Consider the following 15,385-nt stretch of genomic DNA (forward strand, 5'->3'; position numbering starts at 1 on the left):
CGCGCGTCAGGCCTGCGGCGCCGTCATCGAGAGCACGTCGAGGGCCGCGTCGAGCTGCTCCTCGGTGAGCTCGCCGCGCTCGACGAAGCCCAGCGCGATCGTCGCCTCGCGCACGGAGACCCGCTCCGCCACGGCGTGCTTGGCGATCTTCGCGGCGCTTTCGTAGCCGATCAGCTTGTTCAGCGGCGTCACGATGGAGGGGGAGGCCTCGGCGTAGAACCGGGCCTTCTCCTCGTTGGCGACGAGCCCGTCGACGGTCTTGTCCGCCAGCACGCGCGAGGCGTTGGAGAGCAGACGGATCGACTCCAGCAGGCTGGTGCCCATCAGCGGGATCTGCACGTTCAGCTCGAAGGAGCCCTGAGCGCCGCCCCAGGCGATCGCCGCATCGTTGCCGACGATGCGGGCGCAGACCATCAGCACGGCCTCGGGGATCACCGGGTTGACCTTCCCCGGCATGATCGAGGAGCCGGGCTGGAGGTCGGGCAGCGCGATCTCGCCGAGCCCGGTGTTGGGGCCCGAACCCATCCAGCGCAGGTCATTGCAGATCTTGGTCAGCGACACGGCGATGGTGCGCAGCGCACCGGACATCTCCACCAGGCCGTCGCGGGCCGACTGCGCCTCGAAGTGGTTGCGGGCCTCGGTCAGCGGCAGCCCGGTCTGCTCGGCGAGGTTGGCGATGACCTTCTGGGGGAAGCCCGCGGGGGTGTTGATCCCGGTGCCCACGGCGGTGCCGCCCTGGGGGACCTCGGCGGTGCGGGGCAGCGCCGCCTCGACGCGCTCGATGCCGTAGCGGATCGCGGCGGCATACCCTCCGAACTCCTGGCCGAGGGTGACCGGGGTGGCGTCCATCAGGTGGGTGCGGCCGGACTTCACGACCGCCTTCCATGCCTCGGCCTTGGTCTCCAGCGACTCGGCGAGGTGGTCCAGCGCAGGCAGCAGCTGCTTGGCGACGCCTTCGGTGACCGCCACGTGCACGGACGTGGGGAACACGTCGTTGGAGGACTGCGAGGCATTGACGTGATCGTTGGGGTGGACGTCGGGCCCGCCGTCGCTGGCCAGTGTCGCCAGCACCTCGTTCATGTTCATGTTCGAGCTGGTGCCGGAGCCGGTCTGGTAGGTGTCCACGGGGAACTGGCCGTCGTGATCGCCGGCGATGACCTCGTCCGCGGCGGCCACGATCGCGTCGGCGATGTCCGCCGCGAGGACTCCCAGGTCCTTGTTCGCGCGCGCCGCCGCCTTCTTCACCTGGGCGAGGGCGTGGATGTGCGCGGTCTCCAGCCCCTGCCCGGAGATCGGGAAGTTCTGGACGGCGCGCTGGGTCTGCGCGCGGTACAGGGCCGAGGCGGGCACCCGGACCTCACCCATGGTGTCGTGCTCGATGCGGTAGTCGTCCTGGTCGCTGGCCGGCGTGGTCTGGGACATGGAGAGGCCTCCCTCAGTCTGTTCGTACGATCGAGCTGGTCGGGCGATCGAATCGGGTCGTGCGGTTGCTATGGGGCCGATGAGGCAGATGGAGCCGGGCGGCCCCTGGAGATGGGCGGCCGAGCGCCGGTGGAGCTCAGCTCAGCTCGTGGCTCCACGGCGGGTCCGCGCCGGGCCGCGAGACGGTGATCGCGGCGAGTCTCGAGGCGCGCCGCAGCACGGCGGCGACGTCGTCGGAGGGCAGCCACGCCAGTCCTTCGCGGCGGTCGGCGCCCAGCAGTGACTTGTCGGCGAGCGCGTCGAGGATGCCGGCGGCGAAGGTGTCCCCGGCGCCGACGGTGTCGACCGCCTCGGTGACGACGGGGGAGACCTGCACGCGACCGCCGTCGGTGAATCCGACAGCGCTCTCGCCGCCGCGGGTCAAGACCGTCAGTCCCGGGCCCAGATCGCGCCAGGAGGCGACCACGTCCTCGACGTCCTCGGTGTCGTACAGCCAGGTCACGTCCTCGTCGGAGGCTTTGACGATGTCGCTGAGAGCGATGTTCGCCTCGACCCTCTCGCGCACCGCCACCGGATCGCCCATGAGAGTCGGTCGGGCATTGGGGTCGTAGCTGATGGTCGAGCGTTCGCGGGCTCGGCGCAGAACGTCCGTGACGGTCGCGGCACCCGGATCCAGCACAGCGGCGATCGAGGAGGTGTGCACCGCGTCCACGTCCTCGGGCAGCCCGGCCGGATCGGGGTCCCATGCCAGATCGAACGTGTATGTCGCGGATCCGTTCGCATCCAGCACGGCCTCCGCCGTCGAGGTGCGCCCCTCGAGCGAGCTCGCCGGGGTCAGCTCGACCCGGGACTCGGCGAGATGGGCGCGGATGGCGTCGCCTCGAGCATCGTTGCCGATGTGGGTGAGCAGATGGGTGGCGTGGCCGAGGCGGCTCAGCGCGACGGCCACGTTCATGGGGGAACCGCCGGGATGCTCACGACGGGCGCCGTCGGCGCCGACGACGATGTCAGTGAGGGCTTCTCCGACGATGAGGAATCTCGCGGTCACCGGTCGATCATCGCAGGTTTCCGGGTCCAGAGCGAACCCGATGGGCCGCCACCGGGGCGCAGAGTGTGCAGGAGAGCGGTACGACCGCGCGAGGCGCCGGCGGTGGAGGCGCGGTGCGGGACAATGGGGTCATGCACGTGCCCCGCGACGAGACGACCGACGCTCAGCCTGCCGCGCCGGAGAGCCAGGACCCGCCGGCGCAGCCGAAATCGGCGTATCAACTGCCCACGAAGCAGAACACGGTTCTGCGCAACATGGTGTGGGCTCTCAGTCTGACGGTCGCCGTGGTGGTCATCGTCGGGATCGCGTTCTTCGGCGTGGGCAGCGATCTCGATCGCGAGCCGCTGGAGAACTCCGAGGTGGATGTCGCCGAGAGTGCCCAGCGCGCGCAGGCCGAGGCAGGATTCCCGGTCGCTGCGCCGGCGCTCGGCCAGGGATGGACTGAACGTTCGGCGCGGTTCACCGGTGGCGAGAACGCGCGCTGGCAGGTGCAGTACTCCTCGCCGGAGGGAGGCTTGGTGACGTTGACCGAGGAAGCCGAGGTCAGTGCGCCCATGCTCTCCTCCGCCCTTCCCGGCGCCGTCGTCGAGGAGGAGCTGAGCATCGGCGGGGCCGACTGCCAGATCCTTCGCGGTGGCGAGGGGGACGCCACCGAGCAGGGCATCGCCTGCCAGGGAGAGGACTTCGGGGTCCTGGTGCATGGAGACGCCGACCCCGCCGAGCTGCGAACCCTCACCGACGCCGCGCTCGCCGACATGGAGCAGACAGCGGGAGCGTGACGTTCTCAGGACCCCGGAGCGCTGAGGTCAGTGCTCCCGGGGCCCTCCCGGAATGCCGAGCTCAGTCCTCCTCGCGCCGCGCGCTGACGGCCTCATCGAGGCGCTCGCGTGCCCCGTCGAGCCACTGCTGACAGCGCCGGGCGAGCATCTCGCCGCGCTCCCACAGCCCGATGGAGTCCTCGAGGCCGCCCTGACCGGATTCGAGGCGGCGCACGACCTCGACCAGCTGATCGCGGGCGGCCTCGTAGGACAGCTCGGCGATGTCGGCCGGAAGCTGCTGGTCCTCCTTGGGAGTGACCTCGGGGACGGTCTCCGCGGCCTGGTGATCGTCCGTGCTCGCGGCGTCGGACGGGCCGGTGGGAGTCTCGGCAGGGGACTGGTTCATGGGCTTCCTTCACGGTCGGAGGGCACGGGATCAGGACGGCAGGGTCAGGGCGCCGGCGGCGTGTACGGGTCGTTCTCGGTGCGCTGGGCGCCGAAGCGTCCGCCGGCGACACGCACCGAGACAGGCTCCCCGACGGCGACTGCTTCCGGGGAGCGCACGATGCTGCCATCGGCCGTCTGCGCCACCGCGTAGCCGCGCTCGAGAGTGGCCAGCGGACCGAGGGAGCGCACCTGCCGGCCGAGGTGGTCGATCTGGTCGGCGGCGCGGTCCAGTCGCGATCCCACCAGGGTGCGGGCCAGGGCGATCCGGGAACGGATCTCGTCGGCGCGCCCGGCCAGGATGGTCGAGGGATTCTCCAGCACGGGGCGCGAGCGCATCGCATCCAGCGCGGACTGCTCCCGCTCCAGCCGGGCACGAATCGCGGAGCGCAGCCGGGTGCGTCCCAGGTTCAGCTGCTCCAGCTCCGCCTGGATGTCGGGGACCACGCGCTTGGCGGCATCGGTGGGAGTGGAGGCGCGCACGTCGGCCGCGAGATCGATCAGGGGCGTATCGACCTCGTGGCCGATCGCGGAGACGATCGGGGTGCTCGCGGTGGCGACCAGCCGGGTCAGCTGTTCGTCGGAGAAGGGCAGCAGGTCCTCGAGGGAGCCGCCCCCGCGCGAGAGGATGATGACGTCGACGTCCTCGCGCTCGTCGAGCTCGCGCAGCGCCGCGGAGACCTCCCGCACGGCCTTGGTGCCCTGCACCGCCACTTCCTTGATCTCGAACTGCACTGCCGGCCAGCGGCGCCGTGCATTGACCACCACGTCACGCTCGGCGGCGGACTCGCGGCCGCAGATCAGGCCCACCACGCGCGGCAGGAAGGGCAGCGACTGCTTGCGGGACGCATCGAACAGGCCTTCTGTGGCCAGGACCCGCTTGAGCTGCTCGAGCCGGGCGAGCAGTTCTCCGAGCCCGACCGGCCGCATGTCGTCGGCCTCGAGCTGCAGGCTGCCGCGCTTGGTCCAGAACGTCGGCTTGGCATGGACGACGACGCGGGCACCGGCGACCGGCTCCATCGGCAGGGCACGCAGCACGTGTTCGCGGATCGGCACCGAGAACGACATGTCCACGTCGATATCGCGCAGGGTCATGAAGCTCAGGCCCGAGCCAGGACGCCGATTGAGCTGGACGATCTCACCCTCGACCCACAGCGGGGACATCCGGGCGACGTACTCGCTCACCTTGACCGACAGCTGCCGCAGCGGCCAGGGGTTCTCCGCCGTGGTCAGCGCCGCGGTGGGAGCCAGGGCCGGCCGCGGCGCCGCGGCACCGCTCGCGCCGGGTTCGGAGGAGGTCTCGCTCATGGGCACCACTGTGGCACGAGGGTGGGACAGCGTGGGCCCCGCCGCCGGGCTCGGGGGATGCAGATGCCCTGGGGAGGAACGTTCCGGGGCGCACACGAGCGACGACCCTGCCGCAGCGGGATCGCGCCCCGAGGGGCGCCGCCCCGGACGCTCAGAGGTGACGTCCCGGGACCGGGTCTGTGCAGGGTTGGTGAGTCTTGCCCCACGTCCCTGCCGTGATCGGCTCCGCGCTCCTACGATGGGGGCGTGAGCAACGGAACCGTCCTTCTTGCCGAGCCGCGCGGCTACTGCGCCGGAGTCGACCGGGCTGTGGTCGCCGTCGAACGGGCCCTCGAGCACTACGACGAGACCGTCTACGTGCGCCACGAGATCGTCCACAACAAGTTCGTCGTGGATCGGCTGAAGGAGAAGGGCGCCATCTTCGTCGAGGAGGTCGACGAGATCCCCGAGGGGTCGCTCGTGATCTTCTCCGCCCATGGGATCTCCCCGAAGGTTCGCGAGATGGCCGAGGAGCGCAATCTGCGCACCATCGACGCGACCTGTCCGCTGGTGACAAAGGTCCACAAGGAAGCGGTGCGCTTCGCCCGCGAGGACTACGACATCCTGTTGGTGGGCCACGACGGCCACGAGGAGGTCGAGGGCACGGCGGGGGAGGCCCCGGAGCACGTCCAGGTCGTCAATTCGCCCGACGACGTCGGCGACGTGACGGTGCGCGACCCCGAGAAGGTCGTGTGGCTCTCGCAGACCACCCTCAGCGTGGACGAGACCATGGAGACCGTGAACAGGCTCCGCGAGCGCTTCCCGGCGCTGCAGGCCCCGCCCAGCGACGACATCTGCTACGCCACCCAGAACCGGCAGGTCGCGGTCAAGAACCTCGCGCCCCAGGCCGATCTGGTCCTGGTCGTCGGCTCCCCGAACTCCTCGAACTCGGTGCGTCTGATGGAGGTGGCGCTGGAGGCCGGCGCCAAGGCTTCCCATCGCATCGACTCGGTCGCCGAGCTGCGCGACGAGTGGTTCGAGGGGATCGAGACCGTGGGCGTGACCTCCGGTGCCTCCGTGCCCGAGATCCTGGTCCAGCAGCTGCTCGGCGAGCTCGCCGAGCGCGGTTTCGGGGATGTCGAGCCCGTGCGGACCGCGACGGAGGACCTCATGTTCTCCCTGCCCCGTGAGCTGCGCCAGTCGATGAAGGCCAGCGGTGAGACGGACCGCCGCCAGCGTCCGTCGGGTCGCCACGCCACGGCCGAATCCTGATCATCATCGAGTCCTGAGCGCCGAGCCGCCGGGCATCTGCCCTCCAAGCTGACGCAGCCGCGAGAAACGTTCCCGCGGGAACGTCTCGACGGAGTGCAGCGTTCCCGCGGGAACGCGCGATACATGGATCAGCTGGCGCGATCCTCGCGATCGGGGGACTGGGCGCGGGCCTCTGCCGGGCGCGCGAGATCTGCGATATCGGCGTCATCGAGCGTGCGGGCTCGCCGCGTGAGCTGATCGACCTCGTCGATCTCCGTACCACTGAGCCCCAGGTCCTCGAACCGGCGCGCCGTGACCATGACCCGTGACTGCAGCGAGCCCACCGCCTCGTTGAACGCCGCGACCGATGAGTCCAGTGACCGGCCCACCTTGCCCAGATGGCCGACGAAGGTGCCGAGCCGGTGGTGCAGTTCGCGCCCGGCCTCGAGCACTGCGCGCGCATCCCGATTGAGGGCATCGGTGCGCCACGTGTGCGCGACGGTGCGCAGCAGCGCCACCAGAGTCGCCGGCGAGGCGACGACGACGTCCTTGGCGAAAGCGTGCTCGAGCAGATCCGGGTCCGTCTCCAGGGCCGCCGCGAGCACACCGTCGCTGGGTACGAACAGCACTGTGAACTCCGGAGTGTCCCCGAGCGCCTTCCAGTAGGCCTTGCCCGAGATGACCCCGACGTGGTGGCGCAGTGCCTTGGCGTGCGCCCGGCGGCGTGCCGCGGCGCGATCGGGGTCGGTCTCGCCGGTCGCATCGAGGTAGGCGTCCATGGGTGCCTTGGCGTCGACCACCACGTGCCTGTCGCCGGCCAGATGCACGACCAGATCCGGCCGCTGCCCCTTGTCCCCGTCGGCCCTCGTGCCGGCGAGCTGCTCACTGAAGTCGACGTGCTCGAGCATGCCGGCGGCCTCGACGATCCGTCGCAGCTGCACCTCGCCCCAGCGGCCTCGCGCCGTGGGTGCCCGCAGCGCCGCGGTGAGGGCGCTGGTTCCGGTCTCCAGCGACTGCGCGCGCTGTGCGAGCTGGTCGAGATGGGAGCGCAGCGCCCCCTCGGCCTCCATGCGCGCCGCCTCGGAGCGTGCCAGGGAGCGCTCCAGGTGCGAGAGCGTGGCGGTGATGGGGGCGAGGGTGCGCTGCAGCTCCGCCTCGCGCTCCTCCTCCGCCGCGTCGCGACGGGCCATGTCCCGCTCGAAGCGTTCGTCGGCCAGGCGCAGCAGCTGACCGGAGGCCTCGGCCTCGGCGCGCTGCTGCTCACCGGCGACGCGGGCGCGCTCGCGCAGCAGCAGCCAGGTGGCGAGGGCTCCGACCGCCGCGCCCAGCAGGAATCCCAGCAGGAGCATCTGTGTACCGCTCATGGGCCCAGCACACCACGGGGGTGCGACGGTCGAGCGCCGCCACGCGCCGTCAGCTCACGAGGACTCAGACGGGGCGAGACTCCCTGACCGTCTCGGAGCCGTCGAGCAGCCAGTCACCGCTGTCCTTGATCAGGAGGAAGTCGTAGACGGCCTCATAGCTGCCGGTGGAGTCGGTCATCACCTCGGTGATGCGGACCTCGGCGCGGTCGCCGTCGATCGTGGTCTCGCCGATCTCTGTCTCGAAGGTCAGATCTTCCTCCTGGATGCGCTCCGACCAGCTGGAGCATGTGTAGTCCTCGCCCCGGAAGTCCTCGGTGGAGACCGCTTCGAAGGTTTCGCAGTCCTGAGCGTCCCAGGCATCCAGGTATTGCTGGACGACGTCCTCCGGCGTCTCGCGCAGCGCGAAGAACCACACGCCGCCGACCACTGCGACGAGCGCGGTCACCAGCGCGAGAAGAGCGCAGCACCCGCCGATGATCCACGGCAGCTTGCTGCGGGATGCGGGCCGCCCAGGTCCGGGGGAGGGGTAGGTCGCCATGCCCTCACGGTAATCGCGCAGCAGGGCTCCGCTGGCCGAATCGGGGGCAGGCGGCGAGGACGACCTCGCTCGGTCGGGGCCAAGCCGCGCGTCGACGGGAGCGTGCATTGACGTCTCGTTCTCACCGCGAGTAACTTCTCCAATGTTCAATCAGTTGCGAGGTCTGACGGTGGCAATCCGCCGGCCGACGGACGCCCTTCGGGCGCGGGAAGGAATGGTCATGTCGCGAATCGTCATCCTGGGAGGCACCGGTTACGCCGGAGGGCACCTCGCCGCAGAGGCCGCCGAGCGCGGGCACGACGTGCTCGCCGTCAGCCGCACCGCACCGTCCGATCCCCTCGAGGGCGTCGAGTACCGCACCGGGGACGTACGCGAGGAGTCCTTCATCGCGAGCATCCTGGAGGACGCTGACGTCGTCGTCTCCGCTCTCTCCCCGCGTGGGGATATGGCCGAGCCCGGCACGCTGCGCGGCATCGAGAAGACCGTCGCCCGCCTCGCGCAGGAGAAGGGTGTCCGCTTCGGCGTCATCGGCGGGGCCGGCTCCCTGCTGGTCGCCGAAGGCGGGCCGAAGTTCGTGGACTCGCCCGACTTCCCGCTCGAGGTCAAGGACGAGCCGCGCGAGCTCGACAGCGTGCTCGAAGACCTCAAGGCGGCCGACGAGGAGCTGGACTGGTTCTTCATCAGCCCGCCTGCCGAGTTCGGCTCTTTCGCGCCGGGCGAGGCCACACGCAGCTACCGCCTCGGCGGCGAGGTGCTGATGAGGGACGAGGACGGGCGCTCCTTCATCTCGGGCCAGGATCTCGCGCTGGCGATCGTCGACGAGATCGAGAAGCCTGCGCACCGCCGGGGACACTTCACCGTCGCCTACTGAGCGGGGATCGTGACGCTGCCCGGCCGGGAGTGCTGGGGCGCTGCCGGGGACCATGCGACCCGGTGCACGCCAGAGCTCCCGGCCGTGACCGCGCCGAGCGCGGCTGCCTGATCTGAGAGCAGTGGCTCACCGCTGGGGACCGTGACGATGCTGCGGTGGCACGTAGAATCTCCTCCCGTGGCTCTCACTATCGGAATCGTCGGACTGCCCAACGTCGGCAAGTCCACCCTGTTCAACGCCCTGACCCGCGCCGAGGTCCTCGCCGCGAACTACCCGTTCGCGACCATCGACCCCAACGTCGGCATGGTCCCACTGCCGGACCCTCGGCTCGGCCGTCTCGCCGAGATGTACGACAGCGAGAAGGTGGTCCCCGCGACCGTCTCCTTCGTGGACATCGCCGGCATCGTCAAGGGCGCCAGCGAAGGGGAGGGCCTGGGCAACAAGTTCCTGGCCAACGTCCGTGAGGCCGAGGCCATCTGCCAGGTCACCCGCGCCTTCTCCGATCCCGACGTGACCCGCGTGCCCGGCAGCGTCGACGCCTCCGGTGACATGGAGATCATCACCACCGAGCTGATCCTCGCCGACCTCCAGACGATCGAGAACTCGCTGCAGCGCCTGGAGAAGGACACCAAGCGCGGCGTGATCGAGCCGACCGTGCTGGAGAACGTCACCAAGGCCAAGGCACTGCTGGAGACCGGCAAGACCCTCTACCAGGGCGCCGACGCCGCCGGCATCGACGTCGCCGAGCTGCGCGAGCTGCAGCTGATGACCGCCAAGCCCTTCATCTACGTCTTCAACACCGACGAGGACGGGCTGGCCGACACCCAGATGCAGGAGCGGCTGCGCGCGCTCGTGGCCCCCGCCGAGGCGATCTTCCTCGACGCCAAGTTCGAGGCCGAGCTGATCGAGCTCGACGCCGAGGAAGCCGCCGAGATGCTCGAATCCACTGGCCAGGAGGAGTCAGGCCTGGACCAGCTGGCCCGCGTCGGCTTCGACACCCTGGGCCTGCAGACCTACCTCACCGCCGGCCCCAAGGAAGCGCGCGCCTGGACGATCCCCAAGGGCGCGACCGCCCCGCAGGCCGCCGGCGTCATCCACACCGACTTCGAGCGCGGGTTCATCAAGGCCGAGATCGTCTCGTTCGACCAGCTCATGGAGGCCGGCTCGATGAGCGAGGCCAAGGCCAAGGGCTGGGTGCGCATGGAGGGCAAGGACTACGTCATGCGTGACGGGGACGTGGTGGAATTTAGGTTTAATGTCTAGGAACCGCCAAAAGTACCTGCTGGCCTGCGAAAACAGCATGAGGTCCTTAGGTGGCGAAATGCGACTCACATGCCCGTCTGACACCTTCTTTGGGTCCCAGTCTCGCGTCTGAGCATCCGCGATCGGCGTCACGGCAGGCGCGCAGCCCGGTTGGACGCGGTTGCGAGCGCGTCCGGCCTCCTCGGTCATTCGGCGCGATGCTGACTCATTGTGGTTCTCCGCCGGTGCTGTCGTCATCGACTTCGGGTATGCCGCGGGCGACCATGACGACGGCGCGCCGGATGCGGCGCTCCGGGCAGCGATGCGTGCTCGGCTGATAGGGGCGTCCGCCGCCTGTAGAGGTCGTGGTCGTATGGCCGCAGGACATCTTGATGTGCCAGATGTAGGTGGTGGATCTGTCGCCGCTGTACACGACTGCGAAGAGCTGTTCCTTCCCCTTGTCGCTCAGACTGTCGGTCCCGTAGGGAAGACTGTCGCCATGAAGAAGGGGTCTGCAGTTTGAATCGAAGAGGTGCCCAGATGCGCGACGTAGGGGGAGCTGCATGGGTGAGTGCGATTCAGGTGTGACCGCAGAGATGGTGCGCACATGACTGGCAAGAAGAGCACGGCGAAGCTGCATCACTATGTGCCGCAGGGGTACCTTCGAGGCTTCGCGACGGGCCAAGAGCGCATCAGGGTCGTACCCCTCGACCGCTCCCGGCAGCCATACACGCCGAGCGTGAAGAACGTGGCTGCGCAGAACCACTTCCACACGGTCGGTGAGTTCGATGAGCCGGATGCGTTCGAGAAGGCGCTGAGCGAGGTCGAGGGCCAGGCTCTCGGCATCATCAAGGGCTTCGCCAACGGTGAGTTTCCTCCCTCCGAGGAGAACAGGTGGGCCTTCGCCCACTACACGGCGTTGCAGAGCGTGCGCGGGCCGGATATGCGGAGGACGACCGAGCATCTCCGCGCGACCATGGTCCGGCTGGAGGTGGGTGCCGGTGGTCGCAAGAATGTCGGTGCGTGGATCCGTGACAATCTCGGATTCGACCCGACGCCGGAGCAAGAGGATCGAATCTGGAACGAGGCCACCCAGCCCGGTGGGCCGCCGATCGGATTCTCCAACCTGGCTCACATCCAGAACGCAGTCGAGACCGCGATCGAACTGACGCCCTACCTTGCGACCCGCCCCTGGGCACTCGTTCGCTTCGACCGACGCTCCCTCATCACATCGGATGCTCCGGTCAGTCTGGTGCGCCGACCGGACGACGAGCCGTGGGAGGGAGTCGGCTTCGCGACGGCATGGGGCGTCACGTTCCCGCTCACGCGCAAGTTGGGGCTCCTCATGAGCGATCCCATGGCGATGTTGGAGAGTGCCGGAGCGGACGATCCGCGTGTCCAACAGCTCCGCGAGATGGTGCTTGCCGGACGGATAGACCGAATCCAGGCCGGGACCACAGCAATGGAGAAACTGTTCAATCTGCACACCGCGGAGTCGGCTAGGGAGTACGTCTTTCACCACCCCGAGGACGAGCGGTATGTCCCTGTCAATCTGCCCGAGCCGGACCTGATCAACATCAAGCCGATCGGAGGACTCGTCGACATGGACTTCGACGGTGAGCCGCTGTTCGCGCCCAACGGACGCGAGGGCTGACGGGACACGAGGGGAAGCGCGGAGCACCAAGACATGACGACCTCAGACGGCTCGGGCTAGCGTCGTCGGCGGCGATGATGTTCCGGTAGAGGAAGTGTGGCGTATGAGCATGGGAGATTCGGTGAGCGACGCGATCGACCCGACGTGGTGGGAGGACGTGCTGGCGGCGGCGTCGCTTGACGACCGCTATGAACCGCCAGAGTTGTTGTCATCGCATCTCGAGCGGGCGGCTGCCGATCCGGCCGTCACGGGGCTTCACGCACTAGTGCTGCGGGTGTTGGCGATGGTGTCGTCGGCGATGCTGAACGCTGAGGACTGGCTGGAGCCGTTCACACCCGCGATGCAGATCAGTGGCAAGCGGACTGTGGTACCGGCGGACTTCGATGCCGACCAGGTGGCATTACTGGCACGTATCGCTCCTCTCGTCGAACGTAATGATCTGCGGGCTCGGGTCGCTGATGTCGCCTGGGTCTACGGGGAGCGATCGGACGTTGCGATGTTGGACCGGGCCATCGACGCTTATCGGGCCGCGCCGCTCACGGACGATGTGTGGTTCAGCGTGGGGAAGGACGCGTGGGTTCGAGCGTTCGAGCTTGCAGCACGGCGCGGCCCGGACGGCCAGGCGCGTGTGGAGGAAATGTCGGACGCGCTGAAGGCCCAGGTCGTGGCCGGCGAGGTCACGGACAGCTTTAGAACAGTGGGGTTCGCGGAGACATTGCGCCAGCACGGTCGTGTCGACGTTGCCGGGCGCGCTGAGGTGCGCGAAGCGCTGTTCGCGCTCGCGGCACAGGCGTCGTCGGAAACCCCTCGCCTGTCGCGCCATCTCGAGCGTGAGGCGCTCGCGTGGCTTAGTGGGTCGGACTCGGCAGCGACGAACTCTGCGACCGAGCGCGTTGCGCGGACTTACATCACAGAAGCCGATTCCCGCATTCAGACGGACCCAGAGGCGGGCGCGCTGGCCGAGGGCCATTTCTTGGAGAAGGCCATCGCAGTCCTCCGAACCCTCCCGCGCTCCTACCGGCTCGAGAACGGACTCGACGAGCTCATCGACGACCTCCGCATTCGGTTGCGTGAGAGCCGGGAGTCGTCGATGGAGCAGATGATGCGTATCCAGTCGGACCCGGTCGATCTGACTGACGCAGTGTCCTACGCACGGTCACAAGTCTCGGGTCACGCGGACAAGTTCGACGCGCTCGCTGCATTTGCCATGCTCGCACCGCCGCTAGACGAAGCCAGTACGCGCGAGAACGCCGCGAAGATGCTGGAGGGCACCATCAGCCACCTCTTTGGATCATCTACGTTTTCCTCTGACTTCCGGAAGATCGCATCGAGGCCCGGGTCTTCAGGTCAAGCCGATGAGGACGCGGTGTGGGCCGAGATGGTCCGTACGGTGTTTTTTCATTCCCAATTGCTCGGAAAGGGCATCATCCAGCCTGCGCAAGAGGTCCTGACTACTGAGCACCGGTTCAGTCGGCAGTACATGGTGTCGCTGTGCGTGGAGTCGCCGACTGTGCCCGAGGGGCACGAGACGTTGTGGGGCGACGGGCTGGCGCTCGGCTTGGGCGGAAACTTCGGCGCTGCGGTCTCTGTTCTGGTCCCGCAGTTGGAGCAGGTCGTGCGGGTCATGTTGAGGCGGCACGACGTGTACACGTTGTTCGTCGATGAGCAGGGCGTGGAGAGTGAGAAGAGCTTGAACGCGCTTCTCGACATGACCGAGACCGAGGACGTCTTTGGTGCAGGGATGGTCATGGAGATGAAGGCAATGCTGGTCGTCCAAGGTGGTCCGAACCTACGCAACGACGTCGCGCACGGCCTTCTCGATGACAACTCGGCGTGGAGCTACTCGGCGCTCTACATGTGGTGGTTCTGTCTGCGGCTGGTGACGTGGCCGGTCATCGAGATGATTAGCCGCGCTCGGACCCAGTCAGCAGGGTCTGGCTGAGACCCGATGGCGAAGGGCACTGGCGGCGACCTCGTTCCGTCGGGCGCAGGTGTCTCGTGACCCAGATGTCTCTAGGTGCCTGAATGCGGTTGAATTCAGGTTCAACGTATAAGCACGTGCGAGTTGCTCTTGCGATGTCTGCATGAATTCTCTCCGCAGGTGGCCGCAGAGTGCGTGCCGCGATGGGCGGCTTCTTGTTCGCTCGGACAGATGCCGGGCTGGGAAGTTCGCTGACGCGAGGGCCGTGCGAATCGCGGGTCACGACCGTTCGAGCGTGAGGGCCCAGAGCCGGTCAAGGCCCACTCCTGCAGGCGAATCAGGCCGCCGCGGTGACGCGGAGGAGATCGAGCGAGATCCTCGGCAATCAGGACGCGTTCCTGCATGCGCACGTCTGGCCGCGGTACGAGTGGGAACCGCCGGAGCTCGCCACGAAGCCCGTATGGCTGTAACCGCCTGACCACTGGTCGGATCCGCGACTCGCCTTGGGACCCGAGCATGATGACGTGCGAGCCGATCTGACGGCAGAGGTTACTCGGCTTCGGAACGCGGTGGAGTTCCGCTTCAACGTGTGACTAGTGCCCGTCGACGGACACAGCCCTGGTCGTTTCGGCACGAGTCGGCTGGGGCGGTGTCCGTATCAGGGGCGTGCCACAGTGCCTGGTGCGCTCACTGCGGTGGCGCTATCATGACTGATATCAGAGGAGGTGATCGCGGATGTCATCCATCATCGTTCGTGGGCTCGACGACGCAGTGAAGCAGCGGCTCGCCACGCAGGCGAAGGAGCACGGTCGTTCCATGGAGGCGGAGGTTCGCGACATCCTGACGAAGGCGGCTCGACGGCCGCACATCGGGATGGCGCTGCTGTCAGCTGCGCAGGAGGTTGGCGGAGTCGAAGACCTGCAGGTCCCCGCGCGTGACGACGCAGCGCGGGCGGTGGACTTCGAGTGATTGTTCTCGACACGAACGTCATCTCAGAGATCTTCCGGCCGTCGCCGGAGGCGCATGTGGTGGATTGGCTCGCGTCGTTGACGGGTGATGTCGCGATCACGTCCGTCACGCTCGCGGAGCTGTTGGCGGGTGTCCGGCGACTCCCCGACGGTCGACGCAAAGATGAGTTGACGAGGCGCGTCGAAGCCGCTCTCGAGCCGTATCGAGGGAGTCGCTCGGTGCTGCCGTTCGACGACCCGGCGGCCGACCGCTATGCCGATGTGCTCGTGGCTCGGGAGAGCGTGGGGGCACCTATCAGCACGGCCGACGCGCAGATCGCCGCGATCTGCCTCGCGCAAGGAGCGATCTGTGCGACGCGCAATGTGAAGGACTTCGCGTACACCGGCGTCGAGCTGGTCGACCCGTGGGTCGTGAAGGGGTGACGCCGGATGGTGTGGCGTATCTCCGCCCGCTTCGATACGACGATGCGACTCCCGTTTATGTCGCGTTCGGGCGTTGTCAAGCTGGTTGGAGTCAGTGGCTGTTCTGGGTCAGGCTGTTTGCACGAGGTGGTTGATCCCGACCGTAGCTGGTGGGGACGGCGTTTTGGGTTTTGCTCGGAAGCGCTCGGGATGGG

The 15,385-nt window shown here is 68.1% G+C and carries 14 protein-coding genes; 8 read left to right on the forward strand and 6 right to left on the reverse strand.

Annotation, left to right across the window (positions count from 1 at the left end):
- Positions 1-6: 6 nt before the first annotated feature.
- Both AC5020_RS11680 and AC5020_RS11685 read right to left on the reverse strand, forming a co-directional pair.
- Positions 7-1,422 carry a class II fumarate hydratase gene (locus AC5020_RS11680; RefSeq protein WP_464988407.1) on the reverse strand — a complete coding sequence of 472 codons (1,416 nt, stop codon included), beginning with the start codon at positions 1,420-1,422 and terminating at the stop codon, positions 7-9.
- A gap of 136 nt (positions 1,423-1,558) precedes the next feature.
- Positions 1,559-2,470: a carbohydrate kinase family protein gene (locus AC5020_RS11685; protein ID WP_464988408.1), complete on the reverse strand. Its 912-nt coding sequence runs from the start codon at positions 2,468-2,470 to the stop codon at positions 1,559-1,561.
- A gap of 131 nt (positions 2,471-2,601) precedes the next feature.
- Between AC5020_RS11685 and AC5020_RS11690 the strand changes: the two genes are divergently transcribed.
- The gene (locus AC5020_RS11690) at positions 2,602-3,249 is read left to right on the forward strand and encodes a DUF4245 family protein (protein ID WP_464988409.1); all 648 of its coding nucleotides are present in this window, start codon (positions 2,602-2,604) and stop codon (positions 3,247-3,249) included.
- A 61-nt stretch (positions 3,250-3,310) separates the two neighbouring features.
- On the opposite strand, the gene AC5020_RS11695 is transcribed toward AC5020_RS11690, so the two are convergent.
- Together AC5020_RS11695 and xseA are read right to left on the reverse strand one after the other, a co-directional pair.
- Entirely contained in the window at positions 3,311-3,634 is a 324-nt protein-coding gene (locus AC5020_RS11695; RefSeq protein WP_464988410.1) for an exodeoxyribonuclease VII small subunit, read from the reverse strand.
- Between the two features lie 44 nt (positions 3,635-3,678).
- Positions 3,679-4,980 carry an exodeoxyribonuclease VII large subunit gene (gene xseA / locus AC5020_RS11700; RefSeq protein ID WP_464988411.1) on the reverse strand — a complete coding sequence of 434 codons (1,302 nt, stop codon included), beginning with the start codon at positions 4,978-4,980 and terminating at the stop codon, positions 3,679-3,681.
- Positions 4,981-5,226: 246 nt separating this feature from the next.
- On the opposite strand from xseA, the gene AC5020_RS11705 reads away from it, so the two are divergent.
- The gene (locus tag AC5020_RS11705) at positions 5,227-6,231 is read left to right on the forward strand and encodes a 4-hydroxy-3-methylbut-2-enyl diphosphate reductase (RefSeq protein ID WP_464988412.1); all 1,005 of its coding nucleotides are present in this window, start codon (positions 5,227-5,229) and stop codon (positions 6,229-6,231) included.
- 128 nt (positions 6,232-6,359) lie between these two features.
- Here the strand turns inward: AC5020_RS11705 and AC5020_RS11710 are convergent, their stop codons facing one another.
- A complete protein-coding gene (locus tag AC5020_RS11710) occupies positions 6,360-7,574 on the reverse strand; it encodes a DNA recombination protein RmuC (protein ID WP_464988413.1) in 1,215 nt (404 codons plus the stop codon).
- A gap of 64 nt (positions 7,575-7,638) precedes the next feature.
- Positions 7,639-8,112 (reverse strand): Rv0361 family membrane protein, encoded by a 474-nt coding sequence (locus AC5020_RS11715; RefSeq protein ID WP_464988414.1) that lies wholly within the window; start codon positions 8,110-8,112, stop codon positions 7,639-7,641.
- 220 nt (positions 8,113-8,332) lie between these two features.
- Between AC5020_RS11715 and AC5020_RS11720 the strand changes: the two genes are divergently transcribed.
- The 6 genes from AC5020_RS11720 (at position 8,333) to AC5020_RS11745 (ending at position 15,191) form a co-directional block, all read left to right on the forward strand.
- On the forward strand, positions 8,333-8,983 hold the full coding sequence (locus AC5020_RS11720; protein ID WP_464988415.1) for an NAD(P)-dependent oxidoreductase: 651 nt from the start codon (positions 8,333-8,335) through the stop codon (positions 8,981-8,983).
- 177 nt (positions 8,984-9,160) lie between these two features.
- Positions 9,161-10,246 (forward strand): redox-regulated ATPase YchF, encoded by a 1,086-nt coding sequence (gene ychF, locus AC5020_RS11725; protein ID WP_464988416.1) that lies wholly within the window; start codon positions 9,161-9,163, stop codon positions 10,244-10,246.
- A 586-nt stretch (positions 10,247-10,832) separates the two neighbouring features.
- A complete protein-coding gene (locus AC5020_RS11730; protein ID WP_464988417.1) occupies positions 10,833-11,879 on the forward strand; it encodes a DUF4238 domain-containing protein in 1,047 nt (348 codons plus the stop codon).
- Positions 11,880-12,000: 121 nt separating this feature from the next.
- Positions 12,001-13,821: a DUF7380 domain-containing protein gene (locus tag AC5020_RS11735; RefSeq protein WP_464988418.1), complete on the forward strand. Its 1,821-nt coding sequence runs from the start codon at positions 12,001-12,003 to the stop codon at positions 13,819-13,821.
- A gap of 714 nt (positions 13,822-14,535) precedes the next feature.
- A complete protein-coding gene (locus AC5020_RS11740; RefSeq protein ID WP_464988419.1) occupies positions 14,536-14,769 on the forward strand; it encodes a FitA-like ribbon-helix-helix domain-containing protein in 234 nt (77 codons plus the stop codon).
- Entirely contained in the window at positions 14,766-15,191 is a 426-nt protein-coding gene (locus AC5020_RS11745) for a type II toxin-antitoxin system VapC family toxin (protein ID WP_464988420.1), read from the forward strand. The genes AC5020_RS11740 and AC5020_RS11745 overlap by 4 nt, the downstream gene beginning before the upstream one ends.
- Positions 15,192-15,385: the final 194 nt, after the last annotated feature.

Source organism: Brachybacterium sp. SYSU DS0246 (assembly GCF_059391765.1).

Bases quoted from the DNA above. Each gene is read 5' to 3' on its own strand.
- AC5020_RS11680 (WP_464988407.1), bottom strand. From the start codon at position 1,422: ATGTCCCAGACCACGCCGGCCAGCGACCAGGACGACTACCGCATCGAG.
- AC5020_RS11690 (WP_464988409.1), top strand. From the start codon at position 2,602: ATGCACGTGCCCCGCGACGAGACGACCGACGCTCAGCCTGCCGCGCCG.
- AC5020_RS11695 (WP_464988410.1), bottom strand. From the start codon at position 3,634: ATGAACCAGTCCCCTGCCGAGACTCCCACCGGCCCGTCCGACGCCGCG.
- xseA (WP_464988411.1), bottom strand. From the start codon at position 4,980: ATGAGCGAGACCTCCTCCGAACCCGGCGCGAGCGGTGCCGCGGCGCCG.
- AC5020_RS11710 (WP_464988413.1), bottom strand. From the start codon at position 7,574: ATGAGCGGTACACAGATGCTCCTGCTGGGATTCCTGCTGGGCGCGGCG.
- AC5020_RS11715 (WP_464988414.1), bottom strand. From the start codon at position 8,112: ATGGCGACCTACCCCTCCCCCGGACCTGGGCGGCCCGCATCCCGCAGC.
- AC5020_RS11720 (WP_464988415.1), top strand. From the start codon at position 8,333: ATGTCGCGAATCGTCATCCTGGGAGGCACCGGTTACGCCGGAGGGCAC.
- AC5020_RS11730 (WP_464988417.1), top strand. From the start codon at position 10,833: ATGACTGGCAAGAAGAGCACGGCGAAGCTGCATCACTATGTGCCGCAG.
- AC5020_RS11740 (WP_464988419.1), top strand. From the start codon at position 14,536: ATGTCATCCATCATCGTTCGTGGGCTCGACGACGCAGTGAAGCAGCGG.